Origin of the sequence: Paenibacillus sp. FSL K6-4396 (genome assembly GCF_038002525.1) — a bacterium.
In the GTDB taxonomy this organism is placed as follows: Bacteria; Bacillota; Bacilli; order Paenibacillales; family Paenibacillaceae; genus Paenibacillus; species Paenibacillus amylolyticus_B.
In genome coordinates, this window is the sequence record NZ_JBBOCR010000001.1 from 829,152 (window position 1) to 855,531 (window position 26,380).

The 26,380-nt window shown below is 41.7% G+C and carries 20 protein-coding genes and 1 pseudogene; 14 read left to right on the forward strand and 7 right to left on the reverse strand.

The window, feature by feature from the left end:
* The first annotated feature begins 107 nt into the window (after positions 1-107).
* Positions 108-569: a DIP1984 family protein gene (locus MHB85_RS03835; protein ID WP_036606052.1), complete on the forward strand. Its 462-nt coding sequence runs from the start codon at positions 108-110 to the stop codon at positions 567-569.
* A gap of 397 nt (positions 570-966) precedes the next feature.
* On the opposite strand, the gene MHB85_RS03840 is transcribed toward MHB85_RS03835, so the two are convergent.
* Both MHB85_RS03840 and MHB85_RS03845 read right to left on the reverse strand, forming a co-directional pair.
* Positions 967-2,055, reverse strand: a complete 1,089-nt coding sequence (locus tag MHB85_RS03840; RefSeq protein ID WP_149846271.1) for a DNA alkylation repair protein — start codon at positions 2,053-2,055, stop codon at positions 967-969.
* A 133-nt stretch (positions 2,056-2,188) separates the two neighbouring features.
* Positions 2,189-2,824 (reverse strand): tyrosine protein kinase, encoded by a 636-nt coding sequence (locus MHB85_RS03845; RefSeq protein WP_105602049.1) that lies wholly within the window; start codon positions 2,822-2,824, stop codon positions 2,189-2,191.
* A gap of 454 nt (positions 2,825-3,278) precedes the next feature.
* Between MHB85_RS03845 and MHB85_RS03850 the strand changes: the two genes are divergently transcribed.
* Both MHB85_RS03850 and MHB85_RS03855 read left to right on the forward strand, forming a co-directional pair.
* Positions 3,279-3,569, forward strand: a complete 291-nt coding sequence (locus tag MHB85_RS03850; RefSeq protein ID WP_017690665.1) for a YerC/YecD family TrpR-related protein — start codon at positions 3,279-3,281, stop codon at positions 3,567-3,569.
* Between the two features lies 1 nt (position 3,570).
* Positions 3,571-4,356 carry a sirohydrochlorin chelatase gene (locus tag MHB85_RS03855; protein WP_192135990.1) on the forward strand — a complete coding sequence of 262 codons (786 nt, stop codon included), beginning with the start codon at positions 3,571-3,573 and terminating at the stop codon, positions 4,354-4,356.
* 146 nt (positions 4,357-4,502) lie between these two features.
* Here the strand turns inward: MHB85_RS03855 and MHB85_RS03860 are convergent, their stop codons facing one another.
* On the reverse strand, positions 4,503-5,072 hold the full coding sequence (locus tag MHB85_RS03860) for a TetR/AcrR family transcriptional regulator (RefSeq protein ID WP_341072410.1): 570 nt from the start codon (positions 5,070-5,072) through the stop codon (positions 4,503-4,505).
* 169 nt (positions 5,073-5,241) lie between these two features.
* Between MHB85_RS03860 and MHB85_RS03865 the strand changes: the two genes are divergently transcribed.
* Complete coding sequence (locus MHB85_RS03865; protein ID WP_341072413.1) at positions 5,242-6,168, forward strand: ketopantoate reductase family protein; 927 nt, start codon at positions 5,242-5,244, stop codon at positions 6,166-6,168.
* A 71-nt stretch (positions 6,169-6,239) separates the two neighbouring features.
* Positions 6,240-6,656, forward strand: coding sequence for a DUF4395 domain-containing protein (locus tag MHB85_RS03870; RefSeq protein WP_341072415.1), 417 nt, complete (start codon positions 6,240-6,242; stop codon positions 6,654-6,656).
* A 178-nt stretch (positions 6,657-6,834) separates the two neighbouring features.
* Here the strand turns inward: MHB85_RS03870 and MHB85_RS03875 are convergent, their stop codons facing one another.
* Positions 6,835-7,551 carry an NPP1 family protein gene (locus MHB85_RS03875; RefSeq protein ID WP_341072417.1) on the reverse strand — a complete coding sequence of 239 codons (717 nt, stop codon included), beginning with the start codon at positions 7,549-7,551 and terminating at the stop codon, positions 6,835-6,837.
* 525 nt (positions 7,552-8,076) lie between these two features.
* Between MHB85_RS03875 and MHB85_RS03880 the strand changes: the two genes are divergently transcribed.
* The 7 genes from MHB85_RS03880 (at position 8,077) to MHB85_RS03910 (ending at position 19,618) form a co-directional block, all read left to right on the forward strand.
* A complete protein-coding gene (locus MHB85_RS03880) occupies positions 8,077-8,958 on the forward strand; it encodes a diacylglycerol kinase (protein WP_074093499.1) in 882 nt (293 codons plus the stop codon).
* Between the two features lie 28 nt (positions 8,959-8,986).
* Positions 8,987-10,756 (forward strand): 23S rRNA (uracil(1939)-C(5))-methyltransferase RlmD, encoded by a 1,770-nt coding sequence (gene rlmD, locus MHB85_RS03885; protein WP_341072418.1) that lies wholly within the window; start codon positions 8,987-8,989, stop codon positions 10,754-10,756.
* Positions 10,757-11,180: 424 nt separating this feature from the next.
* Positions 11,181-12,644: a type I restriction-modification system subunit M gene (locus MHB85_RS03890; RefSeq protein ID WP_341072419.1), complete on the forward strand. Its 1,464-nt coding sequence runs from the start codon at positions 11,181-11,183 to the stop codon at positions 12,642-12,644.
* A gap of 2 nt (positions 12,645-12,646) precedes the next feature.
* Positions 12,647-13,771, forward strand: coding sequence for a restriction endonuclease subunit S (locus MHB85_RS03895; RefSeq protein WP_341072420.1), 1,125 nt, complete (start codon positions 12,647-12,649; stop codon positions 13,769-13,771).
* A 22-nt stretch (positions 13,772-13,793) separates the two neighbouring features.
* On the forward strand, positions 13,794-15,332 hold the full coding sequence (locus tag MHB85_RS03900; RefSeq protein ID WP_341072422.1) for an AAA family ATPase: 1,539 nt from the start codon (positions 13,794-13,796) through the stop codon (positions 15,330-15,332).
* 1 nt (position 15,333) lies between these two features.
* A complete protein-coding gene (locus tag MHB85_RS03905) occupies positions 15,334-16,311 on the forward strand; it encodes a hypothetical protein (RefSeq protein WP_341072423.1) in 978 nt (325 codons plus the stop codon).
* Positions 16,295-19,618 carry a DEAD/DEAH box helicase family protein gene (locus MHB85_RS03910; RefSeq protein ID WP_341072424.1) on the forward strand — a complete coding sequence of 1,108 codons (3,324 nt, stop codon included), beginning with the start codon at positions 16,295-16,297 and terminating at the stop codon, positions 19,616-19,618. The genes MHB85_RS03905 and MHB85_RS03910 overlap by 17 nt, the downstream gene beginning before the upstream one ends.
* A gap of 74 nt (positions 19,619-19,692) precedes the next feature.
* Here the strand turns inward: MHB85_RS03910 and MHB85_RS03915 are convergent.
* Both MHB85_RS03915 and MHB85_RS03920 read right to left on the reverse strand, forming a co-directional pair.
* Positions 19,693-20,075, reverse strand: a pseudogene (locus MHB85_RS03915) (IS30 family transposase); the annotation flags it as partial.
* A gap of 469 nt (positions 20,076-20,544) precedes the next feature.
* Complete coding sequence (locus tag MHB85_RS03920; RefSeq protein WP_341072427.1) at positions 20,545-22,323, reverse strand: leucine-rich repeat domain-containing protein; 1,779 nt, start codon at positions 22,321-22,323, stop codon at positions 20,545-20,547.
* 403 nt (positions 22,324-22,726) lie between these two features.
* Here MHB85_RS03920 and MHB85_RS03925 point away from each other — a divergent pair, with 403 nt between their 5' ends.
* Entirely contained in the window at positions 22,727-24,691 is a 1,965-nt protein-coding gene (locus tag MHB85_RS03925) for an ABC1 kinase family protein (RefSeq protein WP_341072429.1), read from the forward strand.
* 54 nt (positions 24,692-24,745) lie between these two features.
* Here the strand turns inward: MHB85_RS03925 and MHB85_RS03930 are convergent, their stop codons facing one another.
* Positions 24,746-24,952: a DUF2536 family protein gene (locus tag MHB85_RS03930; RefSeq protein WP_192136008.1), complete on the reverse strand. Its 207-nt coding sequence runs from the start codon at positions 24,950-24,952 to the stop codon at positions 24,746-24,748.
* 389 nt (positions 24,953-25,341) lie between these two features.
* Here MHB85_RS03930 and MHB85_RS03935 point away from each other — a divergent pair, with 389 nt between their 5' ends.
* Positions 25,342-26,316 carry a tRNA dihydrouridine synthase gene (locus tag MHB85_RS03935; protein ID WP_124118585.1) on the forward strand — a complete coding sequence of 325 codons (975 nt, stop codon included), beginning with the start codon at positions 25,342-25,344 and terminating at the stop codon, positions 26,314-26,316.
* Positions 26,317-26,380 lie beyond the last annotated feature (64 nt).

The following is a 26,380-nucleotide window of genomic DNA, read 5'->3' on the forward strand; positions in this document are numbered from 1 at the left end:
ACATAAACTTGTAATAACGTGTATCCACAGGTAAAATATAACGATATGTGAGTGAATAGAATCTGGATGAATTATCCATACATATCATTGTGGAAGGATGGGATACGATGAGATTGGCAGAGGCTCTTGTACTGCGAGCGGATGAGCAGAAGAAGATAGCTCAGCTCAAGCAACGTCTGGAACGCGTAGTCAAAGTTCAGGAAGGTGAACAGCCAGCAGAGGACCCACAGTTGCTTATGATCGACCTGGAGAACACGATCCGGAGCCTGACGGTATTGGTTAAGAAAATTAATAAGACCAATGCACAGACTGACTTCACTGCTGGAGTTACGCTTGCTGATGCCCTTGCAGAGCGGGATGGAATCATGCAAGAAAGAGCATCATTTAACGAAGTTTTGCAGAATGCGTCCATTCGCCAGGATCGGTACAGTCGTTCTGAAGTGAAGTATGAGCGAACCGTGAACATAGCAGATATTCAACATAAAGTGGATAGCCTTTCGAAATCCTATCGGGAACTGGATTTTAAAATTCAGGAGAAGAACTGGACCATAGACTTAATCGAGGAATAAAACTGCGTCGGTAACCCTATCCAAATGAAGCGAGCATAACCCACCAACGGGAAGTTGGAAACCTGGTAGACGCTGGGCCATGTCTAACCCACATCATCATTTAGCCCAATATTGTTACAAGAATGCGTAGCATGGATGTATCGTGTATCTTTCTAATTGTTACGACCATATGCAGGTCTTTGGATAGCGGTGAGGGTGGGTAAGGGGAATTGCAGTTTGAATTACATATGAAGAAGGCCACTGGGCCATGATCTCGGGCAGTAATAACTGTCGGGAGATGATGTTTGCCAGGTGGCCTTTCTGATTCTTCTATTAGAAGTTTTGAAAAAAAATGTATCCACATGTGAATAACTATTCCGCAGCAATAAGCTGTGTATAACTTACGAGGTTTTTCCTGTTACTCCACTTCAAGGATAAAAGAAGTCGTTGCTGCCTCTTTGCCATTCACAACAATCGTTAACGTATGCAGTCCAGCATAGTATTTTCTCGTTGTGATGACTTTGAACGATTGTTTAGTGGCTACCTTGGTTCTGCCTGTCGGGTACATTTTATCGGAGCATTTGAATCGTTTAGGGGCCTGTTTGCCGTTTGCCTTCATATAACCCATCTCATATTCAATTCGCAGCATCTGTGACTCGCCGCTCTCATTAACAACATCAAATGAAAAATGAAGATCCTCGCCAATGGAAATCGTATCTTGGACAAGCTGGAGCTGCTCAATGTGAATCGAATCCTGCTCGTTATAACCAAAAAGACTTAGTGCTTTGCGATGTCCTTTCTTCAGTAATGACCTGCTGGCATGCCGGACAATCCAGTCTGTGTGTACATGTTGTCCGTACCAGGTCGTGGCCAGATCCATAACCAGTTCAGGGTGGTCCTTGGAGATGTCATTCAGATGATTGGCGACACTTTTGCGAACATAGAGGGACTCGTCCTGTTTCAATGCATGCAGAATCGGAAGTACAGGTGTTGGATCAGTGATAAAGTTCTGGAGTTTCGCACCCCATGGCAAACGTGGCCGGCTGCCCTCACTGGCAAGTCTGCGGATATGCTCGTTGTCACTCTCTGCCCACGCCATCATATGTTTCATCGTTTGGATTGGATAATGTTCAATAAACGGACGTACCGCGAACTCCGAGCTGGAATAAGGTGTGAAGAGGGTCAGATACTTCATGGATAACTCGTAATCTTCTGGGTCAAGTCCGTTCACTTCAATAAAATCCGGTACAAATAGATATTCAACGCCTCTCATCGTCGGGGCGGCTTGTTCGATAATATGTAATGCTTCCTCATAATTGTCCGGCAGTACCTGGGTCAAAGCCAGTGTGATTCTGCGAATGCGCGCTTTGAATTCCAACTGTTCCCAGCCTTCAGCGAAAACCAATTCATGAAATTGCTGTGTATCCAGCTTCGGGTAGAATTGACGCAACTGTTCGCCGGTCCGATCGATTAATGCGGGAGTGTATTTGTCTTTGATAAGTTCCATGGTCCGCCTCCTTTAGTTACTATTCAGTATACCTCAAATTACAGAAATAAGAACGTAAGTTCCTGAAAATTATTTGTCTACCGATGAACGGTGTTAAGGCACCCGCCTTCTGTAAGGGGGTGCCTGAATTTCCTTAACCTTTGCGACTTTTGGGACGGCGCTTCGTGGAATTGGATTTGCGGCGGACTGGAGTTGTATTGCGGCGACGTGTAGCATTCGTTGTTTTGTTCCGACGTTTGTTTTTGCGTTTCCGGGGCGGCGTATATTCTTCATAGTCTGCATCAGCTGCGCTGTTATTCGATTTTCCTTTTCCAAAAGGCAGAATGCCCATAACGAGTTTCATCATCGGAGCCATCTGCTGGATGCCACCAACGACCTTCTGCATTTTGCCTATTCCACTCATGATTCCATCAATACCGCCGAAGCGGTCGATCATTCCTTTTAACTCACCGATGTTGGCTAACGAAAAGCCGGTACTGCCAGTAGCAGGCGCCGTTACTGGAGCTGGGGGAACAACCTGAGCTGCACCTCCATAAAAGTTCCCGCCAGACACACCCTGCCCATAGGGTACGACTGCAGAAGCTTCGACTTCACCAAAGCCCGGGTAGTGTGGTTCTACGCCAGGATACATCGGTTGAATTTGAGTTTCATTTAAAGACCGCGGAACCACACCGGGCGGCATATAGGCAGAAGTATGTGCCTGTCGATGAGCATGAGAAGACGGACGCTGCCCTGGTGGTGGCTGGCGGTGATAATAATGCTGTGGCATGAACGATCACGTTCCTTCTATGTTGGATTTCGGAATTGCGTTCCATGAGTTGCATGACAGATGTACATCATAGACCCTTGTGGAACTCCCTTTTGTTATACTGTATGTCATTCGCGGAGAGACGGCGTAGGCGGGTGTCCCGGAAAACGGGATATTTGCGGATTTGGGCGCATGGCATGATGGCAGGTTCCCGAAGAGAAAACGAAGTTTGGACACAAAATTGTCACATTTAAGTAGATTGAAATCCTACATAAGTAATCGGATATATGCAGGTGAAAACTGGGAATTAGCGCGGTAATTTCGTCTGATGTGCGCGAGGGGAGGACAATAGTACCTTTTGTAAGCGGTAACATGTATTTTTATTCTGTAGTGCGTGAAATCGGTAACGCTTGAAATACCAACTCAGTGTGAGTACAATGTAGGTACACAGTAACCGCTAGGGGATGATGATGAAATGCAGCTGAAAAAGCTAAATGATAAAAGCATTGAACAACTATTCGAGGCTATTTTGACGCTAAAAGATATTGAAGAGTGTTATGTTTTCTTTGATGACCTCTGCACAGTTAACGAGATCCAATCCATGTCCCAGCGGCTGGAAGTGGCTCGTATGTTGGGTAAAGGCAATACGTATAACCAGATTGAAGCAGAGACAGGTGCGAGTACAGCTACAATTTCACGTGTGAAACGCTGCCTGAATTACGGCAATGATGGTTATAAAATGACGCTCGAACGCCTGGGACGCTAACATGAAGAAGCCGGGTGTACTCATCATCAGTCACGGTTCACAGGAGCAGACCTGGGTGGAATCCGTCGATGACGCGATCTCCCGGTTGAATCTGCCTGTTCCATTACCGGTTGAAGCCGGTTTTCTTGAACTTGTGGAAGGACGCCTGATCCAGGACGGTATCGACCGACTGGAAGCACAAGGCGTAACCGATATTCTGGTCGTACCTCTATTTGTTTCATCCGGGAGTACACATGTGGATGAAATTGAATATGCCATTGGTGCAAAGGAAACACCTGATCGCGAAACGGATCTGGAACCGTTCGATGTGAAGGCTCGGGTTCACTTCGGTTATCCAGTGGATAACGATCCGGATATTGCCGTGATGGTGTGGGACAAGGTCCGATTACTGTCGCAGCAACCGGAGGAAGAAACGATTCTGCTGGTAGGTCATGGGAGTATTCATGATGGTTTTCGCGAGCGATGGGAAGCTGGAATTTCTTCCCTTGCAGAGCTTGTACAGGAAGTTAGTGGTGTAGCCCATACGGATTATGCATTGCTGAATCCGGAGAGTGTGTACGACAAAGTGAAGTACTGGAGCGAAGAGCGGGGGAACCGAGTCATTGTGGCGCCGCTGTTTTTGAGTGCCGGTTATTTCACGAGGAACGTTATCCCGGGTCGGCTGCAGGAACTGAACTATGTGTACAGCGGAGAGACACTGTTGCCACATCCATTGCTCGGGCAGTGGCTGGAGCATCAGATCCAGATTTTGCTGGAGAGATGTAATGAAGTTAAAGCTTCTTCTTGAAGTGATCGTTTTGGCATAGGTGTGTGGTCACATCGCTCGCAGTAATGTTGCATCAATTGATTTGAACTCCATAGCTTCATAAACAATCAAACCACGTCAAAGGACGTGGTTTTTTGTTTGTTGTAGATCACTTAATAAGGATTAGTTTATCCATTAATGGGTGCGTGCAATTGCAGATGTAGCTCCAGTAAACTTATTAATTGGTCAACGATCTCCTCGGCCGGATAAGGCATGGAATTCATAATCCACCACTCCAGGAGGCCCACAGCAGCGGAAGCAAGAAACTGTATGGTAATCTCTTTTTTCATACCTTCCTGGATGCCACAGGCATCCATCTGTTCCTCCACTCCCTGGACCAACAATGTCATCAACTTACTACGGAATGCCGGAATACCTTTTTTGGTTAGAAGTGTGGTATAGGTAGTAGCATGCTGTTCCAGATAACGGAAAGTTCTGAGCAGCGCATCCTTGGCCGTAACGGGTGTTGTAGTAGAGCTTTCGATCATACAGGCATCCAACAACCGCTGCAAATAGGTTTCAATGCATTGATCCAACAAATCGAACTTGTCTGCGTAATGCAAATAGATGGTTCCTCGGTTTACATTAGCCCGATCAGCAATATCGTTTATCGTAATTTGCTCGAAATCCCGTTCTTCCAGTAACCCCACAAAAGCTTCGATTATCGCCTTTCGTGTCTTGAGTACTCGTCTGTCCATGGCCCCTCCTATGATGGTTTTCAACAATAAGGAATCATTCGTTGATTTTTCAACAAAAACGGATATTTTAACGATTGAAGCACAGTAGGTGCTTTGTTACTCTTATTTTATCAACAAATGTTCATAAAGCAACGAATATTGATAAAATATGAAAATAGAGGGATAACCAATGAAAATATTAGTGTATGGTGCAGGTGTTTTGGGCAGTCAATTGGCGCACGTTCTGGTGCGCGGTGGCAATGATGTTACTGTTCTGGCTAGAGGGAGGCGGGCAGAGGAACTGGAGAAGGATGGAATCGTCATCCGGCATATTTTTCAATTCAAAACGACAGTTGATCAGGTTCGGGTAGCCAGAACGTTGGAAGTGGATGACCAATATGATCTGATTTTTGTTGTCATGAAATATAACGATTTTTCTTCAGTGTTACCTATTCTGGCAGAGAATCAGAGCAGTAATATTGTGATTGTGGGAAACAACGCAGATGCGCGAAGCATGCAAAACTTTTTGGAGGAAAACAGCAGGGTAGCAAAACAGGTCGCGTTTGGATTCCATGTGAGTGCAGGGAAGCGGGAAAAGGACCGCATGTTATCGGTCGGTGGAGGTAACGGACAAATGGTGATCGGTAGTCTGGACAGTGAGATAGGTTTTAAACCTTTGCTGGATCAAGCTTTCCAACATGTGAAATACAAGTTGAATGTTCTGAGCGATATTGATGCCTGGCTGAAAAGCCATATCATCCCCATTCTGATGCTTAATGCAGTAAGCTTTAATGAGGAGCGTGAGTTGATCAAATTGGACGGGAACAAAAAGCAAATCCAACATATGATTGGGGCGATGGATGAAGGCTTCAGCGTGCTTGAAGCTATGGGCATAACGATTATACCGGAGATTCAGGCTAAAATGATTCGCAAGCATCAACGGATGTTATACCTTCTGTTGAAGATCTATAGCATGCTTCCGGTTCATAAGCTGGTCGCGGGTTCTTTTGGAGAGATTGAGGCATTAAATAATGCATTTACCGATTGGAAAAAGACAACAGGCATCCCGACTCCCCATTGGGACGTGCTGAAAAGAGATTTTACTATCCTTAAATGAAGTATTGCTCATTCCTTGCATACCGACTAGAATAAAACCAACTAATAAAATGGGGATAAGGAGATATACAGATGCGGGAAGTGCCCATGCGTTATGTGAAAGCAAATCAGGTCGGTATTGTATTGTTTGTTTTACTCTCGTTTGTGTTTAATCCAATTGTAGTTCTGGGAGCGCTGTGGAGTATTCAGGTGGTTGGTCTGGCTTCCAGTGGCAAGCTTAATCTGTTTGTGCAAATTGGGAAAGCTGTGTTGACTGGTAAAGGTACAGAGATGCAGGCGGTGGAGCTGCAGCGATTCAACAATATTCTGGCCGTGCTCTTCCTGTCTCTGGCACTCATCTCGTTCTCGCTTGGCTGGGTAATCGCAGGTTATGCATTCTCTGTCATGCTTCTCGCGGCTGCAAGCGCGGCGCTGCTGGGTTATTGTGTAGGCTGCACTGTCTATTTCTGGTATAAACAGCTGCGTGCAGGGCGAAAAATCGGATTTTGAGGTTGGCTGAAGCGAGACGGAGATACGATGACGAAAACGCCCGATACTTCGAGTAAAGAGAGCCATATTCCGAGGAGTTTTCTTGCGGCAAGTTTTCACCTGAACCTATAGCGATCGTGATACGATCACTTCATCATGAAATCCCCCTCAAGTGAGCTGTTCACTTGAAGGGTTTTTTTTATCTGAACCAGGCTTTGTTTAAATTGTTGGTGAAATTGTTATCGTTGAAAGGCACGTTGGCGCTACCGAAGTCCGTCGTGTTGAGTGCATTTCGTGCCGCAGAAGTCAGATCGTCCCATCCGATCAAAGGCTGAGTTCCACCCACAGCATTAGTAACGCCAAGCTCATGGTTCAGTGGCCAAGTACTGTTATAGGAAATCAACGGATGGCTACCTTGTGTATTGGTATTGCTCGGTGTAACTTTGGTAAACTGGCCGTGACCGGAATAGGCGATGGAGAGGATTTGGGGATTGGCCGCTGCCGGATTATCGACCCACACGACGATTCCTTCCCAATCGTGACGATGGCCGAGTCCGGAAGAAGGGGAGTCTTTGGGGAAATACCACGAATACATGATGGCCCACACCCCATTGTGCCATGCGGAGCGGGAGTAGATCTGCCCTGTACTTGAGCTACAGTTCCCATTCGATGACCCGGAAGTATTCAAGCCCGCACTGGTATTGCCCTGTTGATCCACTGCGGGGAAAGGTACGCATCCATGATAGACTTTTAGAAATGGCTGAAAACGCTTGGCTGCTTGTTGTGTCACGGTGACTGGTGAGACTTCCTGGAATCCGACAACCTGATCATGATTAATTTCAGCTGCTTCAACAACGGTGACCCAAGGAATACAGGCCATAAGCGAAACCATGAGCATTAACACGATTTTTTTCATTCACAATTCTCCTTCGCGGGTATGATGTGGTGCTAAGTTGAGGGTGCACTAAAACTATATTGGAAAAAGGTTTATGTTATTTATCTTTTCATCTTAAGAATTGTAAATTTGTAGCATATCTATGTCATAATCATATGAAGATCATCGAAATCGAAGACTAATTCCTGTCCAAGCGGGCAGAATGGTTGATTAATGAGACTATTTTACATAAAAGGTAGTGGGGAAGATTCAGGATCGGTGCGTGAGGTTTATTGGATAATGTATGGATTAGTGGGTACATATATGAAAAAATATACTTATGGATTACAGGCTAGGACATCTTTACATTTGATGATATGATAGGAGTTAAAGGCTTTGGAATGAGACGGAATTCCTGATGCATAGATATAGGTAAGACGAAAGATTAGAGCAACATTAACGGAAGTTCATTATTGTGTAAAAAATATGCCCTTTTGTGGACTGATGCAACGTAAGAATATGAGGTCGTTTAGACTCATGGATAATGTGGAATAGGTGGCGTATGAGATGAAAAAAGCTCGCTTAATATATAATCCGACCTCAGGCCGGGAAGAAATGAAGAAACGTCTGGCTGATATTTTGCAGCGTTTGGATCAAGGTGGTATTGAAGCTTCTTGTCATGCAACAACGGGCGAAGGTGATGCAACCCGCGAAGCTGAACTCGCTATTGAACGCGGCTATGACATGATTATTGCTGCTGGTGGAGATGGCACGTTGTACGAAGTGATTAACGGTATGGCAGAGCGGGAGAACCGTCCTCCGCTGGGTGTGTTTCCTTTGGGAACAACGAATGATTTTGCACGTGCACTCGGCATTCCGAGACAGTGGGAAGATTACGTAGATCTGGTCATTAACCAGCAACTTCGTCCGCTCGATCTGGGCAAAGCAAATGATAAATATTTTATCAACATCGCCGGTGGCGGATCATTAACTGAACTGACCTATGAAGTACCGAGTCGTCTGAAAACGATGATTGGGCAACTGGCCTATTATATGAAGGGTATTGAGAAAATGGCGAGTCTGTCTCCTCAGGAGCTGATTATTCGCGCCGACGGTCAGGAAGAGATCCATGATGAATTCATGTTATTTCTCATCGCCAATACCAATTCGGTCGGGGGCTTCGAGAAGTTGGCTCCAGGTGCAACCATTGATGATGGTCTGTTCGATGTGATCGGTGTCCGCAAATGTAATCTGGCCGATATGATCCGCCTCGTAACGCTCGCGCTGCGTGGGGAGCATCTGAACGACAAGAAAGTGGTTCATTTCCAGACGAGTCATATGGAAGTTACGTCCCCGGGATATGTACAACTGAACCTCGATGGAGAGTTGGGGGGCACATTGCCAGCTACATTTACGAACCTCAAGCATCATCTGCAGTTGTATCGTTAAATATTAAAAAGAAAGAAGTGAATGTACGTTGTCTAATACGAACCGCAGCGGTCGTGGAAAAAACCGCCGGAATTCGGCTGCCTCTCAGGGGCAAGGGAACGCTTCAGCGTCCCGTCAGCCAAGTCAATCATCTCGTCCATCATCACGTCAGCAAGGAAAAGAGGTGCGGCCACAAGGCGCATCTCTTTCTGCCGTTCGTCCAAAGGGGAGAGCGCGTGAATCTGCACCAATTGAAGGGCTGCCCGTTAGCAAAAATGAAGAGACCGTCATCGACATCATTGGCATGAACCATGACGGTGAGGGTGTAGGTCGTGCGAATGGATACACGCTCTTTGTACAGGGTGCGCTTCCGGGTGAAACCGTACGTGTTCGCGTGATGAAAACCAAGAAGCAGTACGGCTACGCCAAACTGCTGGAAATCGTGAAAGCAAGCCCGGATCGAGTGTCCGCGCCTTGCCCGATCTACGATCAGTGCGGCGGCTGCCAGATCCAGCATATGAGTTATGCCGGACAGCTTGCGTGGAAACGCCAGTTGGTGGTAGATAATTTGCAACGGATTGGCAAATTGAACGTGATGGTGGAGGATGCGGAGACGTTGGCATCCAACGAGCAAGAAGATGAAGAGGGAGCCGAACAACGTGTGCAGGATGACGCTTCAGTTGGTGATGCGAATCAGACAACTGAACTGGCTACTTCTGAAGTACAAATGATCGGCAGCAATCGTATTCGTCTTCGCCTTGAAGGTGTCATGAACGAAGAGGATACGGAGCAGGGCATTCGCGTACTGCCTACGATGGGCATGGACGAGCCATGGCGCTATCGGAATAAGGCACAGGTGCCAATTGGTGTGACCGAGGGTGGTCTGGTAGGAGGATTTTACGCCAAAGGAAGCCATCGGATCATCGATATGGAGAGCTGTCTTATTCAGCATGAGCATAACGACGAAGTGGTTGCGAAGGTGAAGGAGATCGGTAGTCATTTTGGAATCAGTGCCTATAACGAAGAGACAGGTCGCGGCTTGCTGCGCCATGTGGTCGTGAAGAAGGCGTTCCGTACAGGCGAGATGATGCTTGTTCTGGTTACGAATGGTCGAGACATTCCGTACAAAGACGAATGGATTGGCAGTATCCGTGAAGCCATTCCGCATGTGGCGAGCATCTGCCAGAACGTGAACAAGAAACAGACCAACGTTATCTTTGGCGATGAGACCCGCGTTCTCTGGGGACGTGATGTAATCTATGACTTTATTGGCGATGTGCAGTTTGCGATCTCTCCGCGTTCGTTCTACCAGGTGAATCCGGTGCAGACGGAAGTGCTATATGGGAAGACGGTAGAGTATGCCGGACTGAGCGGTAAAGAAACTGTCATTGATGCCTATTGCGGCATCGGTACGATTTCTCTTTTCCTCGCGCAACATGCGGATCAGGTGTATGGGGTCGAGATCGTGCCTGAAGCGATTGAAGATGCACGTAGCAATGCGCTCTTGAACGAGATGCGTAACGTGAAGTTTGAAGTTGGCGCATCCGAGGACGTTATTCCGCGCTGGAAAGAACAAGGTATCGAAGCAGACGTAATTGTTGTCGATCCACCGCGTAAGGGCTGCGATCCACGTTTGCTGGAAACGATCCTGGAGATGAAGCCGGAGCGCGTGGTGTACGTGAGTTGTAATCCGAGTACCTTGGCACGTGATCTTCGTGTGCTGGAGGATGGCGGATATCGAACGGTTGAGGTAACGCCAGTGGATATGTTCCCGCATACGGTGCATGTGGAGAGTGTAGCGATGTTGGTTAGAAAATAGGAATAGCCACATTTCTGAAAAATTTACGGCGCAAATTCAAGGGAGTTTGCGCTAAATTAGTAGTATAACGTAATTAGTTTGATGAGCACAGTGTGTTCTTCAATACGCGTCAGAATTTACAGTCCAATATCCATAACTCGTTCTATCAACCGACTGTCGGTTGTCATCTCGATAGCTCTAATGAATCGTTCATGCGGAGAGTACCAAAGCTTAGGCCAATTAAGCCCTCTATGGACTCAAACTTCACCTGGAACGTCGGTGGATTTTTATTTGGGATTATTTTAAAATTGCGATGAGCATGTATTATAATATTTTTTGTAATATAAAGTGACGTTCTGGATTTGTGTGATGTTTACCCAAACAGTAAAAGAGACAAGCTACTGAACTACTAGATTGAAATAAATCAGATCAAGGGAGCATTACAATGATTACAGGTGAATTACGCAGTAAGGTAGATAAAATATGGGAGATATTCTGGACAGGTGGTATTACTAATCCATTGTCTGTTATTGAACAGTTTACCTACCTTTTATTTATAAAAGGACTCGATGACAAACAAAAAGAGGAAGAAAAACTAGCAGAGTTTGTCGGTATGGATTTTAATAAAATTTTCAATGATGATCAGCGAAATCTTAGATGGCATAACTTCAAGCAAATGAGTGCCTCTGATATGTATGAGACCGTTTCTAAGCATGTTTTTCCATTTATCAAAAACATGCATGGTGATAAAGACTCAGCTTTCACTAAATACATGGATGATGCTATCTTTATGATTCCTACACCTCAGATGCTAGAAAAGATTGTTACAAATATAGATGGGCTACCTGTAAAAGAAGATAATACAACAGATGATACCAAAGGAGATTTATACGAATATTTACTTTCTAAAGTTGCAACAGCTGGTACAAACGGTCAGTTTAGAACACCTAGACACATCATTCAAATGATGGTGGACTTGATGCAGCCAACACCAACGGATATTATCGTTGACCCTGCTGCTGGTTCAGCAGGTTTTCTCGTCGCAGCAGGTGAGTACCTAAAACGAAATAATGAGGACATGTTCACCATTAAAGAATTAAAAGACCATTATCATAGAGATATGTTCTTCGGTAATGACATGGATAGAACCATGCTTCGTATTGGTGCTATGAACATGATGCTTCACGGGGTAGAAAGACCAAATATTGAATATAGAGATTCCTTATCAGAGACAAATAAGGACAGTGAAAAATATACTTTAGTTCTTGCTAATCCGCCATTTAAAGGCTCGTTGGATTATGATAGTGTATCAGCTGACCTTTTAAGAGTGACGAAAACAAAGAAAACAGAGCTATTATTCTTAGCCCTATTTTTAAGAACGCTTAAAAAAGGTGGTAGATGTGCTTCTATTGTGCCAGATGGCGTACTGTTTGGTAGTTCTAATGCCCATAAATCCATTCGTAAAGAGATTGTAGAAAACCATCAGCTACAAGCGATTATTTCTATGCCTAGTGGTGTGTTTAAGCCCTACGCAGGGGTTTCTACGGCTATTATGATTTTTACAAAGACTGGTGCAGGTGGTACAGACAAAGTATGGTTTTATGATATGCAGGCAGATGGCTTATCTTTGGATGATAAGCGTCAATTAGTGTATGAGAATGATATACCTGATATTATTAACCGTTACCATAACCTTGGAAGTGAAAAAGATAGAAAGCGTACGGAGAAGTCCTTCTTTGTAGATAAAGATGAACTTGTAAAAAATGACTACGACTTGTCTATTAATAGATATAAAGAAAGTGAGTATGACGAAGTAGAATATGAAGCACCCAAGATTATTATTCAAAGGATTAAAGAACTGGAACAGCAAATTCTTGATGGTCTTAATGACATTGAGAGGATGGTGTAGGGATGGCACTTATTAAGGATATATTCAAAATAACAAAGGGTAAAAAAGAGGAAGAAGCAGAAGTTTTGGAGCGTTCATTTCAGAGATATATTCAGATTGAAGATTTACGTCATAATGAAAATCTGAAGTGCTGTATTCCTAATAAAAAGAGTGTGCATGTAAACAAAAGTGATTTAATTATTGCTTGGGATGGTGCAAACGCAGGAACTATAGGAGTTGGTTTAGAAGGTGTTATTGGTAGTACATTAGCAAAACTTGAATTAAAGAATGATAAAGTTAATCCGTTTTATGTGGCAAGATTTCTTCAATCAAAATTTCAATATTTAAGAGATAATTGTACTGGAGCGACTATACCACATATTAGTAAAACAGTGTTAGAAAATCTATCTATACCTTTGCCATCACTCGAAATCCAAAAGAGAATTATTGAGGTTTTGGACAAGGCTCGAAGGCTTATTGATGCAAGAAAAAAGCAGATTAGACTGATGGATGAGTTGATTCAGTCGATGTTTTATGAGATGTTCGGTGATCCGGTCACGAATCCTAAGGGGTGGAAAAAAATACAACTAAGAAAGAGTTGTGATGTTATTACTGGTAATACACCCAGTAGGAAAGAACAGGATAATTATGGCAGATATATTGAATGGATTAAATCTGATAATATTAACACTCCGTATACTTTTTTGACAAGAGCTGAGGAATATTTGTCGGAAAAAGGTTTTGAAAAAGGAAGATATACCGAAGCTAATTCTATTTTAATGACATGTATTGCTGGAAGTTTGAGTTGTATTGGAAACGTAGCTATTGCAGATAGAAAAGTAGCGTTCAATCAACAGATAAATGCAATTGTCCCATTGAAATATGAAACGATGTTCCTGTATGTAATGTTTCTTTTAACAAAAAGCTATATACAAAACGCTTCTAGTAATTCTATGAAAGGTATTATAAGTAAGGGGAAGTTGCAAGAATTGGAATTTATTGTACCTGATAGACCGATTCAAGAAATGTTTTCTAAGAAAGTTATATTTTTTGAGGGACAAAAAGAGTTATTAAATCAATCGTTAACAGAGCTAGAAACAAAATATTTAAGCTTAACACAAAAAGCATTTAGGGGAGATTTATTTTAGTTAATAAGAGAGGGGGGGGGGGATGAGACTCAAAAAAATAATATTACTGAGTGATTATAAGATTTTCAAGTGCGATCAAGAGTTTGCTTTTGGCATTGACTCCACCCTTGGAATTGTTGGTATTAATGGTAGTGGGAAATCAATTCTTCTTGAACTAATCTCAAAAATATTTGTAGATGCCAGTAACCAAATAACTCAGAAAAATTATTTTAGCGATATAAGTTATGAAGCTATCTATTCTCTAGATAAGGATCATATGATTGATAGTGTTTTAATTGGGATTGGTGGGGAATGGGAAACTGTAGAACATATACAGGTTAAACTAGAAAATTGTGCACAGCATTTCAGAATGATTATCTCAAATGGAATCAATGATTATGAAGTGCAAAAAATCAATATGTATTACGTTTTCTTCCCGAGAAAGATTGTGGTTTATTCATCTGGTCATAATGAAGGGGTCAGTGACGAGATCTTTAACTATAAGCTCTATTCATTAGCAGAAAAGGACATCCAGAAGATCAAGAGGAATAATTATGGCGAGGTTATAAATAAGGGAATACTCGATCGGTACAATGAACTATTTTATTATTTTGATGATACAATAAGTAAACTGGCTATTCTTACGTCGTTAATGTTTGAGTCTGGAAATCAGACAATACTATCAGAATTTTTCGAGAAAGTATTAGTAAAGTCATTCAAAATAAGGTTGGATAAGAAAGATATATATGGTGGGGAGATTTACTTCGATGAGAAAGCATCATATTTATTGAACGAAATTTCGAGCTATACCCATACGGTTCATGTAAATGAAAATGGATTTGAGTATTATGAGTTTCATGTACCTGAGGATAAAAACAGAGAGCAAATGTCGTTACTAGCTTTATTTGAGGGATTACAAAGGCTTTATGATTATAATATTTATAAAATTAAAAAAAGAACTCGTAATAAAATTATATATGGGGACGAGCCGAATAAGAAGGCTTTAGTCGATTGGAATATTGCAAATCATAGAGTATTTGAATTGATTGAAATGAATTTCAAAACAGAAAGTGGCTCTGAACTGGATTTGAGATACTTTTCTGATGGAGAGTACCAGGTGCTGCAGCTGTTTAGCATTCTTAATATTTTTTGTGGAAGTAATATTTTGTTTTTATTAGATGAGCCAGAGACACATTTTAATCCAAGCTGGAAGTCTATGTTCGTATCAAAAGTAAAATCAATGCTTGATCCGAAGTCTCAAGTTATATTTTCATCTCATAATCCAGAAGTAATAACAGACTTAAGAAAAACAAGTGTTATCAGCTTGAAACGTGGTATACAACATAGTTCTCAACTCGAAACTTTTGGAGCTAACCCTAATATGATTAGTGCTAATTTATTCGATAAAAGAAATACTGTGTCAGATCTGGCTAGGCAGAAAATAGAGGTATTCAGAAACAAAATAATTCAAGCGGCGAATAATCAAGAATTAGAGAAAGTGAGAATAGAGATTGAAGATACAATAGGTGATTCTTCAGAACGTTTGATGTTGATTATAGAGATTCAAAAGAGGATGATGTAAAATGTGGTACTTTTACAATGAAATTGATAGTGAGAAGTTAGAAAACCTTATAAATCAAATAAATAGTGTATACACAAACATTTTTTCAGATGTAAAATTTGAGTATCCAACTTGGATAGATGGAATTAGACTTAAACTAGATTTTGAGCAGTTTAAAAATGCATTTCAGTTAAGTGGCCAAGATGAAAAGGAGAACCTGGCTGATGCCTATAGTAAGAATATTCAAATTGAAAATATCTGTAATTTTACGGTTAATCCAGTTTCCTATGAGGATTTACTATGGGATGCAAGTCATGATTTTAAAAGATGTATAGATGGTTTGAAAAAGATTCAGGATTATTTGTATGATAATTTGTTAAAGTTAAAAGGTCTCATTGAAGATGTGGGAACTCTTAAGAATTATTATGAAAAGTTTTATGATGAATCGATTGAGTATGTTTGTGCATTTTGTGGAATAGGCACTATGTTAACATCTAAAGATAAATTTCGTGAGGCGTTTGATCATTATTTTCCGAGATCGAAATATCCATTTGTTTCTTTGCTAAGGAAGAATCTTTTTCCTATTTGTCATACATGTAATTCAACTTATAAAGGCGATAAGAATCCAAGAGATTATGGAAAGGTGTTTTATCCGTTTTCAATTAAATATAATGATTGTAAGCCCGTATTCAGAATTAGAGCAGGTGTAATTGAAAATATAGAGATTGCTAGCCAGAATTTTCAAAATGAAATAAAAACTTGGAATGAAGTATTTAGTATAAAAGATCGAATTAAGAATTTTGCTGAAGTTAATCTTAATGGGTGGATGTCAAATGTTTCTGAAGCTGTTGGTATTTACAATATCGATTTTGAGACTGCAAAGAATGCTGAAGTTGAAAGATGCAAATCAAATAAAATGCAAGATCACAAATTTATAAAGAAAGCTACTTTAGAAGCATTATCATATATAGAAGGAGAATACCATGAGCTACAACTTTGATTTCCTAAAAAAAGAAGAAAAATATAAAGACTTTACATACGCCTGTATCGAAGCTGAGAAAAGTTTGGTAGTTTCTTATGCCAGTACAGCAATTCTAGCACGTAGAGCATTGGAATTGGCTGTGAAGTGGGTGTTTAGCCATGACGATGAACTGGAAGCACCTTATCAGGATAATTTGGCGTCGCTTATTCATGATTACAAGTTTAAACGTATCATTGATACAAAATTGTTTCCAATGATTAAATATATTCAACAACTGGGAAATAAAGCAGTTCATTCAGCTGCACCTATAACAAGAGAGCAGGCAGTTCTAGCACTTCAAAATCTATTTGAATTCATTTCTTGGATTGATTACTGCTATTCAGACGTATATGAAGATATCGTCTTTGACGAAAGCCTTCTTGGGGATAATGAAAAAGAGATAAAGACAAGAGATGAGCTCAGAGACCTTTATGACCGACTTGGTGCAAAAGACCGTAAACTGGAAGAGATCATTAAGGAAAATGAACAGCTTAGACGGGCCAATGCAGCGAAGCGCGTAGATAATAAGAAAAATCGTATGTTTAAAGTAGATGAGATTTCTGAATTCAAGACACGTAAAATGTATATTGATCTAGAACTAGAATTAAATGGTTGGATTATGGGTAAAGACTGTTTTGAAGAAATCGAAGTAGAAGGTATGCCAAATGAAGCAGGTCTTGGCTATGTGGACTATGTCCTCTTTGGTGACAATGGCAAACCACTGGCTATAATTGAAGCGAAGAAAACCAGCATAAATCCTCGGGTAGGGCAAATTCAAGCACAGCGTTATGCAGATTGTTTGGAAAAGCATTATAAAGTTAGACCAGTCATATTCTATACTAACGGTTTTGAATATTATCTATGGGACGATGCAAGTTATCCGGAACGTCTGGTGTCTGGGATATATACCAAAGAAGAACTGGAGTGGCTACATTTCAAACGTGAAAATAAATCATCATTGAAAGACCCTGTCATCAATGATGATATTACAAATCGTCATTATCAGAAGATGGCGATTACAGCGGTTTGTGACACTTTAGATAAAGCAAATCGTAAAGCGCTGCTTGTTATGGCAACTGGTTCAGGTAAAACAAGAACAGCCATTTCAACCATTGACGTATTAATAAAAAGAGGATGGGTTAAAAATATTCTGTTCCTTGCAGATCGTAAAGCCCTTGTGAAGCAAGCGAAGAAAAATTTCAAAGCTTTATTACCTGAACTATCACTTTGTAATCTTTTAGACAGTAAAGATAATCCGGAGAGTCGAATGGTATTTTCGACGTACCCAACCATGATGAACGCCATTGATAATATTAAAAACAAACAAAGTGAAAAACTATTCACAAGTGGTCATTTTGATTTGATCATTATTGATGAGAGCCACCGAAGTATTTATAAAAAGTATCAGGATATTTTCAATTATTTTGATGCTATTCTATTAGGGCTTACTGCTACACCTAAAAATGATCTTGATAAAAATACCTACTCCGTTTTTGAGCTTGAAAACAATGTACCAACCTATGCTTATGAGTTGGGCGAAGCAATCGAAGATAGTTATTTGGTACCTTATCACACTATTGAAACCAAGATGAAATTCCTTGAAGAAGGGATTCATTATGATGATCTAACAGAGGAAGAAAAAGAGCTGTTTGAAGAAACCTTTGATGATAATGTGAAAGAAATCAGTGGAGAAGCTTTAAATTCATTCCTGTTTAATAACAACACTGTAGATACAGTACTTCAGGAGTTGATGGAAAAAGGGCTAAAGGTAGAAGGTGGCGATAAACTTGGGAAAACTATCATCTTTGCTAAAAACAAAAAACATGCAGATTTTATAGTTAAACGTTTTAATGTTTTATATCCAGAATACTATGGCAATTTTACTAAAGTTGTTTACACAGGTATCCCCTATGTGGAAAGTACCATGGAAGATTTTGAAGTGAAAACAAAGCTCCCGCAAATCGCTGTGTCTGTAGATATGCTTGATACAGGAATTGATATTCCCGAGATACTAAATCTGGTATTTTTTAAAAAGGTGCGCTCAAAGACGAAGTTTTGGCAGATGATAGGTCGTGGCACACGTCTTTGCGAAGATTTGTATGGCATAGGTATAGACAAAAATGGTTTCAGAATCTTTGATTACTGCGGAAATTTCGAGTTTTTCAGAGTTAACAAAAATGGTAAAGAAGCTAAAATGATAAAATCACTCACAGAAAATCTATTCAATATCCGTATAGAAATTGTTAAAGAACTACAAGTGCTTGATTATCAGATAGAGGAGTATATTCAACACAGAAATACTTTGATTAAAGGGATTATAGAAGAAATTAAAGGTATTGACGAAAGTAAATTTAATGCCAGAATGAAGCTTCAATATATTCATAAATTCAATCATGAAAGTGCCTTTGAATGTCTTTCGGATGCCGATGTTAGAGACCTTGGAGAACATGTTGCACCACTAGTGCCAACCATAGATGATGATGAATTGGCAAAGCGTTTTGATTATTTAATGTATTCGATTGAATATGCAGATCTTAAACGAGTACCAGCCTCAAAACCTAAAAATCGTGTTGTCAGTACAGCCGAAAAGCTTACCTATAAAGGGACAATCGAAGAGGTGAAACAGCAAAAAGGATTAATTTACAAAGTACAAACTAATGAATACTGGGCAGAAGCAGATATTTTTGATCATGAAGAGGTTCGTGAGGCACTGAGAGATTTAATTAAATTTCTGGATACTCAGTCTGGCGAAATTTATTATACTAATTTTACTGATGAAATTATGGAAACTAGAGAAAATCCCGGTGAATACTCAGTTAATGACATGCAAAGCTATCGCAAAAAAGTAAACAAATACTTAATGGAACATCAAAATGATCTGGTGATTTACAAACTGCGAAGTAATAAACCTTTAATACAAGAAGACATTAAGTATTTAGAAAAGATTTTATGGCAAGATCTTGGCACGAGAGAAGACTATAGAAAAGAATTCGGTGATGAACCACTGCTGAAATTAGTAAGTAAAATTGTTGGACTAGACCCACAATCAGCAAATGAAGTCTTTTCAGAATTTTTATCTGATGAAAGCTTAAATGTAAATCAGATGGAGTTTGTAAAGTTGGTTGTCAATTATATTATTAAAAACGGTAGCTTGGACAAACGAGTGCTTAATGAACATCCATTTAATAAGCGTGGCAATGTAATGCATTTATTTGATGAAAAGCTAGATGTTGCCAAGAAAATTATTGGTGTGATTGATAAGATTAATGGTCGGTTGAGTATTTAGAGTAAGTAGGGGATAGCAGTATCAAATATCAAGCATTTTGAAACTAGTATTGAGATTATAGAAAGATAATTCAACTCTTTGCCACAGTCTGCGGTAGCGGTTTGAGCCGCATGGGCAGGGTACTGCGTGGCCGCGACTCCAAAGGCAATTTCCATGGACACCGCGGTGCGGTTAGGCATATGAATCGCTGTGTACAAGCGTGTCTTTCGTTCGATGAACGTAGCTATGCACCCCTTACTTTTCCCAAGGGCCGAGACTACCGTATCCAGCTCCGATTGGCCGAAGGTTCCCCAATTACGAACCTTGTTGGGACGCTGAGAGATGGGCTTTCCCACAGCAAACATGCCGCGCGTCTCTACTGGCTTCTGCCGCTTACCTTTGTTCGCAGGACGGCAAGCACGCCTTTCACCATACAGCCTGTATAAAGCAAGCGATAGATCGTTTTAAAACATACCATAGTAGCTCATGGTGGATTCTCCTTGTGTGAATGTGGTGTAGGAACCTTCATTCTACACGAATCCGGCCATGGGTCCTTTTTTATTTATTTCCAATAGGTCCCGCACTTCATATTACAATCCGTCGAATATTTTAATTTGATGGTTACTTGCTCCATTCTTGTGACTGGCATTAATACGGAGTACAAAATACATTTATCTGATCTTGATTTAATTCAATTGGATGTTTCCAGACTTCTTATCAAGTAGATATCCCAAATAATATAATCTATAATCGCTAATATCTGCTTCATTTTTGAGAGAGAGAAAAAGCTATTTTCTTCCCCAAGTTTAGAGCATTTTAACGAATATGCTTTCAGGCTGATCGTTGTGCTGTTCTTGCAAAAATAATAAAGAGGAGCTTTCGCTCCTCTTTATTTTATTGATCACAATAGCTTTAAAAACTCTCCACCCCATCATCCCGGGCGATAATTAATATACGTGCACATCCGCACCAACCACAGATTTGTTTTGTACGGTATTACCGGATAGGTACACCTTTTGCAGATCAGGCAGCTTACTTAGGGTCTCGATATTGGAAATGGCATTGTTCTCGAGATGAAGTTCTTCCATGGCCTGCCAGTTACTCATGAACTCGAGAGAAGCCAAATTGCTGTCTTGCAGAGTGAAGGAGCGTAGAGCAGACATTTTGGCAAAGTAAGGCATCATTTGGTCAACTTCATTGACAGAGTTGTTATTTATGCTGAAATATGGCTGCTCTAAGGTCAAATGTTCAAGCACGCCGCTCTCAGCGGCCGCTTTTTCTTCAAAGTTCAGCCTACACTCGGAGCACATCAGAGATTTCACCTGCTTTAAACGAAATAAAGCATCGCTCTCCTTATATAGTGACGAGTCGTAAATGTTTAGAGTCTCTAGGCTGGGCAAACCGTCCAGGGCGCCAAGACGTGTAATTTCATCGATCTCCCAGAGGGAGAGTTGCTCCAGTTTTGGGAATTTCCCCAGCGCAGCCAAGTTCAATTCCCCGCTTCCGCCACGGAGCGTCAGACTGGTTGTAGCCGGAGCCTTTAGCCCAGTGAGAAAGGAGCTTGGAATTTCCACTCGCCCCACATTAGGCAATGTCAGCGCTTCTGCTTTCTCGTAGTAACCGGACAACGTTAATTCCCGCAGAGAGGGCAGACTGTTTATGACCTTTACCGAACCAAGCTGACTTAGAGAAGCCAGACGTAGTGTAGTAATGGAGGCCTTGTCGGCCAAGGGCTCCAGGCTTGAGAAGTTTACGTTTTCGAGATCAAGTGTTTGTAGAGAAGGCATATTTTGTACAAAGTCGATGGACTTTACATTCGTTAAAAAGGATAGCTGAAGCTCCTGAAGCTGGGTCAAGGCGTACAGCGGCTGCAGGTCTGTGGTGTCACTGTAATGTATGGATAAGGATGACAGCCCGGTCATGGAGGACAACCATCCCAGTTCATCGACAAAGGTGAGCGACAGGGACTTGAGCGGCAGCTTGTTCAACAGAAAGAAATCCGTTACGGATTCATCCACATAGGTAATGGATAACGAGCTCAGATTAGGAAACTCCAGCAGCATGGCCAATTCCTGATTGCTGCGAAGCTGAGTGGAAAGCTCCGTAATCTTAGTCTTGTCTCCAAAGTAGCCCGAAAATGTGCTGAAGGATTCGTTAAAAGCGCCTCCGTAACTTTTTAATCCGGACATATGGGCCAAAGTGGTTTGATCCGTCTGGGAGATTTCATAGGTATTCGTCAGATCCAATGCCGTCAGTCCCGTAAAGGCTTCAAAATCCCGCTGATCGATCTCCTGGGTATTCAGTTTCTTGTCCTGAGTCACATAAGTGATTTTCTCGGCCTTTTCATCGCTGAAGGGGTCGGAGAAGCTGTATGTAAACTCCCACTGATCATTCTCCGAATACTCTACAGTTAAATAGCGAAGACGAGCCAATTCCTCCTCTGTCGGCAGGGCAGATCCTTTATCGAAGATATCTCGCAAAAAGGAAAGAAGAACCTCGCTTTCGGGCATCTTTCGTACAGGCAGATTGGCTTCTGTTTTTGAATAGGTGGAGCTGTTGCTATAATAAAAATATGTACCGATGGCGCCTGATATGACAAGCAGCAGGACCAATAACAGCCTTAGGGGAATGGAGACGGAGACGGACGGCTTCGGCGTCGCCTCAGGAACTGTCCCGTGGTAATGATTAATGGTCTGGTCTACGTAATAGACATGATTTTGCTTCAATAAAAGCTCTGTTTCACAATAGGGACACTTTAAAACTTCATCCTCCTTGTATTCAATTCTTCCATTGCAATTGGGACAGTTTAACGGGATAAACGCCACGAATGTCCTCTCCTTCATTTCATTATGATGTTCATAAGATCATGCTGAACGGTGATCTGACTTCATTATACCTTGTGAATTTACGTTTGATGAGAGAAAGAAGTTTCACATAGCGAAGGAGTAGGGAATCCAGCTCCTTTTTAATCTTCTTTAAGTAGGGCAGAGGGGAGGCATTAGACATCATCAAGCGAACTGCTGCCTTTACCGGGACGGTTTATTTATGTTTATTGAACGCGAGGTTGAGTATGTTATATTGAGGAGAGGAAAACCAAACGATACCATTACATAACAGGTGGGATGTAAGATGTTCTTTTTTATTACATTGCTCGTGTGCTTTGTTGTATTCATGTTGCTGACTTCGTTCTTCAACAGAAAACATAAAGTTCTAATCTCGTTAATCAGTTCGCTGGTAGTGAGTACGCTGCTTCAGGTTCTGGAGCAATTTTACCTAAGCGGTATTTTAGTGGCGTCGTTTTTGGTTTATTTTATAATCGGAAATATCAGCACTTTAAAAAGCAATCAGCTTAGGCTAATCTTGGCGGTATTATTCAGTACGTCCATAGTAACACTGGTGCTCTCGTTTACATACTTCAATCAAACCACAGCTCCACCAGATGCCGAGATTCTTAGAGTTATGTTTATGTACTACCCTTTATTAGTTGTGTTTATTGCGTGTTATATCTACATGCTCCTAAGCCTGTTCAATTTTAAAATGTTGCAAGCCGCCAATCCGTTACTCTATATCTGGAATAAGGTTCGTGCTTTCAGGCGGATGATGCGTTTGTTCTGGATTATTTCACGTAAAGGTTTGACTCATTTGATTCAGCAGGATCATGCCAAGTTACCCTTTGCGATTGCTGAGATTCTGGATAACATGGGCGGCGTGTTTGTTAAGTTTGCTCAAGTGTTATCGACCAAAAAGGACGTGCTGCCTGCGAACTATATTCAAGCGTTCTCCAGTCTGCATGATCAGGTTAAACCGCTGAGCCAAGATGAACTGAAAACAATCATTGACACTAGAATCGGAAATATGGATGAAACCTATGAATCCTTTGGGATGGAGCCGATTGCTGCGGCTTCGATCGGACAGGTTCATCTGGCAAAGCTAAAGTTAACGGGCGAGAAGGTTGTTGTTAAAATTCTAAGACCTGACGTGAAGCAGAAGATGACAGTGGATTTGGATATTTTGATCCAGTTTGTCACATGGCTGTCCGAACGGTCTATCAAGATCAAGAAACTTGGGTTAATCCAGTTGGCCGAAGGATTCAAACAGAATTTGCTTGAAGAAACCGATTTTGATATCGAGGCCTTAAATACGAATCTGTTGCGAAAAGCCTTCCAGGAACATGATATTCAGATCCGTGTTCCTAAAATCTACGCCGAGTTCTCAACGAAACAGGTGCTCACCATGGAATATATCGATGGAACCAGCTTCACAAAAGCGGTGACAAACGACGTGTCGGTGAGGGTGATGCACGCATTTTTGGATCAAATTCTGATGATTGGTATCTTTCATGCGGACCCCCATCCTGGCAACCTCATGCTTACTTCTGATGGAGAAGTTGCTTTGATTGACTTTGGTTCAGTGGGATATCTAACGGATGAGGAACGAGAAGGCATGTTAAGCTTCCTGATGGGTTACAGCACTAAAGATACGAAAGAGATGGCGCATGGCTTAACGCGAGTCTGTGAGGAAGGAGATTTACTGGATCAAAAGCTGATTGAACAACGCCTTAACCGTTTGTTAGCAGAAGCAGCTTTCTCACCAGACCCGACAAGTGTCATGATGAAACGTATGATGACCCTGATCACGGATATGGGGATGTCCTTAAAACCGACCATTGCTGGTGCATTCAGAGCTATCATTACGCTGGATGGTACGTTGTCATCTGTAGATGATACCTACTCTTTATCTGCAGCAAGCCAGTCCTACGCCAGCCATATGGATAAAGGGCAGATGGTTAAGGAGCGCATAAGCAAGGTCAAGGACCAGATTACGGACTACCTTCCTAGATTATTGGAGCTGCCTATTCTAAAGGAAAATAAAATTACGATTGCTCGTGAGCAAAATCATTCATTGAATGATGTTATAGGCACGTTAACTGTGGGGACTTTCACGGTGATCTGTATGGTTGTTATGCTCGCAAGCTTTGTAATACAGAGCGAAGTTATGCGATTTCTACTTGGTCCATTATCCATATCAGGCTTTGGTGTAGGGATGACCATTTTGAGTGTGTCTGTAATTAAACATTTGAAGCCTAAGGTGTAGTGTATAGATAGATCAGGATGAATGAAACAATCGTTTACTTTTTTATTAATCAATTCAATCTACGGCAAAATGCACGACTGCACTATATAACATTTTGGTGCGAATAGGATCAAATGTTACTTGATGTTGGACTTGCTTCACACGCAGCATCAGCGCTTTATTGATTTCAATTCGATCTTCAATCACTCGCGCCAGTTCATGAAAGTCATAAGCCTGCAAGCATTCGACTTTATCTTTAATCATATCCAGTGAGATTTCCATATTTAAGTCATGCCTCCTCCAAATGTCGTTCTGCAGGTTAAATACCTGCCGAGCTTCATTTTAGAGGAGCTTTTCCAGTTCGGCAAGAGCAATCGGGCTGAAAATCTAATAAAGACGTGATAAAATCGGGAAAGGGCAATTTCGAGATCATCGAACTTTCAATAATCTGAATATCTAATGGAAGTAATAACAGATACTGCTGTTTGAACAAAGTTACATTTGCATGGTATAAGTGAAGAAGAAGGCTAGGACACCATAATGTGAATTGCCACGAAACTGCGAATGATCATGTAAATGATAGGCCAGCAGATGCATGAGTTACGAGTTTTACTATGTTAACTATTAATGAGGACAAAGACTGTCCTGGAATGTATAGAGGAGCTTTTGAGATGACAAAGGAAAATTTTTGGCGTGAATTGCCACGACCATTTTTTATACTGGCACCCATGGAAGATGTGACGGATGTTGTGTTTCGGCATGTCGTAGGTGAAGCGGGAAGACCGGATGTGTTTTTTACGGAGTTTGCGAATACAGAGAGTTATTGTCACCCGGAGGGGCACCATAGTGTGCGCGGGCGTCTGACTTTTACAGCGGACGAACAGCCGATTGTGGCTCATATCTGGGGAGATAAACCGGAATTCTTTCGTGAGATGAGTATCGGTATGGCGAAAGAAGGATTTAAAGGCATCGATATCAATATGGGTTGTCCGGTAGCGAATGTAGCCGAGAATGGAAAAGGAAGCGGATTGATCTGCCGGCCAGCCCTTGCGGCGGAGATTATTCAGGCGGCGAAAGCCGGGGGGCTACCGGTCAGTGTAAAAACGCGTCTTGGATTTACTGAGGTCGATGAATGGCGCGACTGGTTAACTCATATTTTGCAGCAAGACATCGTAAATCTGTCCATTCACTTGCGGACGAGAGAAGAAATGAGCAAAGTAGACGCTCACTGGGAACTGATTCCGGAGATTAAAAAACTTCGTGATGAGATAGCTCCTAATACATTACTGACGATTAATGGGGATATTCCTGACCGTGAAACAGGCCTGAGACTCGTGGAGCAATATGGTGTGGATGGTATTATGATTGGACGCGGTATCTTCCAGAATCCGTTTGCTTTTGAGAAGGAGCCGAAGGAACACAGCAGTGAGGAATTGCTTGATCTGCTACGGCTGCATCTGGACCTGCATGATCAATATTCCGAGCTTGAACCGCGTTCGTTCAGCCCGCTGGCCCGGTTTTTCAAAATCTATGTTCGTGGCTTCCGCGGTGCTAGTGAGCTGAGAAACAGCTTGATGAACGCCAAAACCACTTCTAAAGTACGCGAATTGCTCAATGAGTTTGAAAGTAATGAACAGGTGGAGTAGAGTAAGCCGTAATCATGGATACGAAGTATGATTCAGGTAGATTTAATAGAAAAAAAGAAGCGGT

Coding starts and splice junctions, on each gene's coding strand:
- MHB85_RS03835 (WP_036606052.1), top strand. CDS start 108: ATGAGATTGGCAGAGGCTCTTGTACTGCGAGCGGATGAGCAGAAGAAG.
- MHB85_RS03840 (WP_149846271.1), bottom strand. CDS start 2,055: ATGGAACTTATCAAAGACAAATACACTCCCGCATTAATCGATCGGACC.
- MHB85_RS03845 (WP_105602049.1), bottom strand. CDS start 2,824: ATGCCACAGCATTATTATCACCGCCAGCCACCACCAGGGCAGCGTCCG.
- MHB85_RS03850 (WP_017690665.1), top strand. CDS start 3,279: ATGCAGCTGAAAAAGCTAAATGATAAAAGCATTGAACAACTATTCGAG.
- MHB85_RS03855 (WP_192135990.1), top strand. CDS start 3,571: ATGAAGAAGCCGGGTGTACTCATCATCAGTCACGGTTCACAGGAGCAG.
- MHB85_RS03860 (WP_341072410.1), bottom strand. CDS start 5,072: ATGGACAGACGAGTACTCAAGACACGAAAGGCGATAATCGAAGCTTTT.
- MHB85_RS03865 (WP_341072413.1), top strand. CDS start 5,242: ATGAAAATATTAGTGTATGGTGCAGGTGTTTTGGGCAGTCAATTGGCG.
- MHB85_RS03870 (WP_341072415.1), top strand. CDS start 6,240: ATGCGGGAAGTGCCCATGCGTTATGTGAAAGCAAATCAGGTCGGTATT.
- MHB85_RS03875 (WP_341072417.1), bottom strand. CDS start 7,551: ATGAAAAAAATCGTGTTAATGCTCATGGTTTCGCTTATGGCCTGTATT.
- MHB85_RS03880 (WP_074093499.1), top strand. CDS start 8,077: ATGAAAAAAGCTCGCTTAATATATAATCCGACCTCAGGCCGGGAAGAA.
- MHB85_RS03890 (WP_341072419.1), top strand. CDS start 11,181: ATGATTACAGGTGAATTACGCAGTAAGGTAGATAAAATATGGGAGATA.
- MHB85_RS03895 (WP_341072420.1), top strand. CDS start 12,647: ATGGCACTTATTAAGGATATATTCAAAATAACAAAGGGTAAAAAAGAG.
- MHB85_RS03900 (WP_341072422.1), top strand. CDS start 13,794: ATGAGACTCAAAAAAATAATATTACTGAGTGATTATAAGATTTTCAAG.
- MHB85_RS03905 (WP_341072423.1), top strand. CDS start 15,334: ATGTGGTACTTTTACAATGAAATTGATAGTGAGAAGTTAGAAAACCTT.
- MHB85_RS03910 (WP_341072424.1), top strand. CDS start 16,295: ATGAGCTACAACTTTGATTTCCTAAAAAAAGAAGAAAAATATAAAGAC.
- MHB85_RS03925 (WP_341072429.1), top strand. CDS start 22,727: ATGTTCTTTTTTATTACATTGCTCGTGTGCTTTGTTGTATTCATGTTG.
- MHB85_RS03930 (WP_192136008.1), bottom strand. CDS start 24,952: ATGGAAATCTCACTGGATATGATTAAAGATAAAGTCGAATGCTTGCAG.
- MHB85_RS03935 (WP_124118585.1), top strand. CDS start 25,342: ATGACAAAGGAAAATTTTTGGCGTGAATTGCCACGACCATTTTTTATA.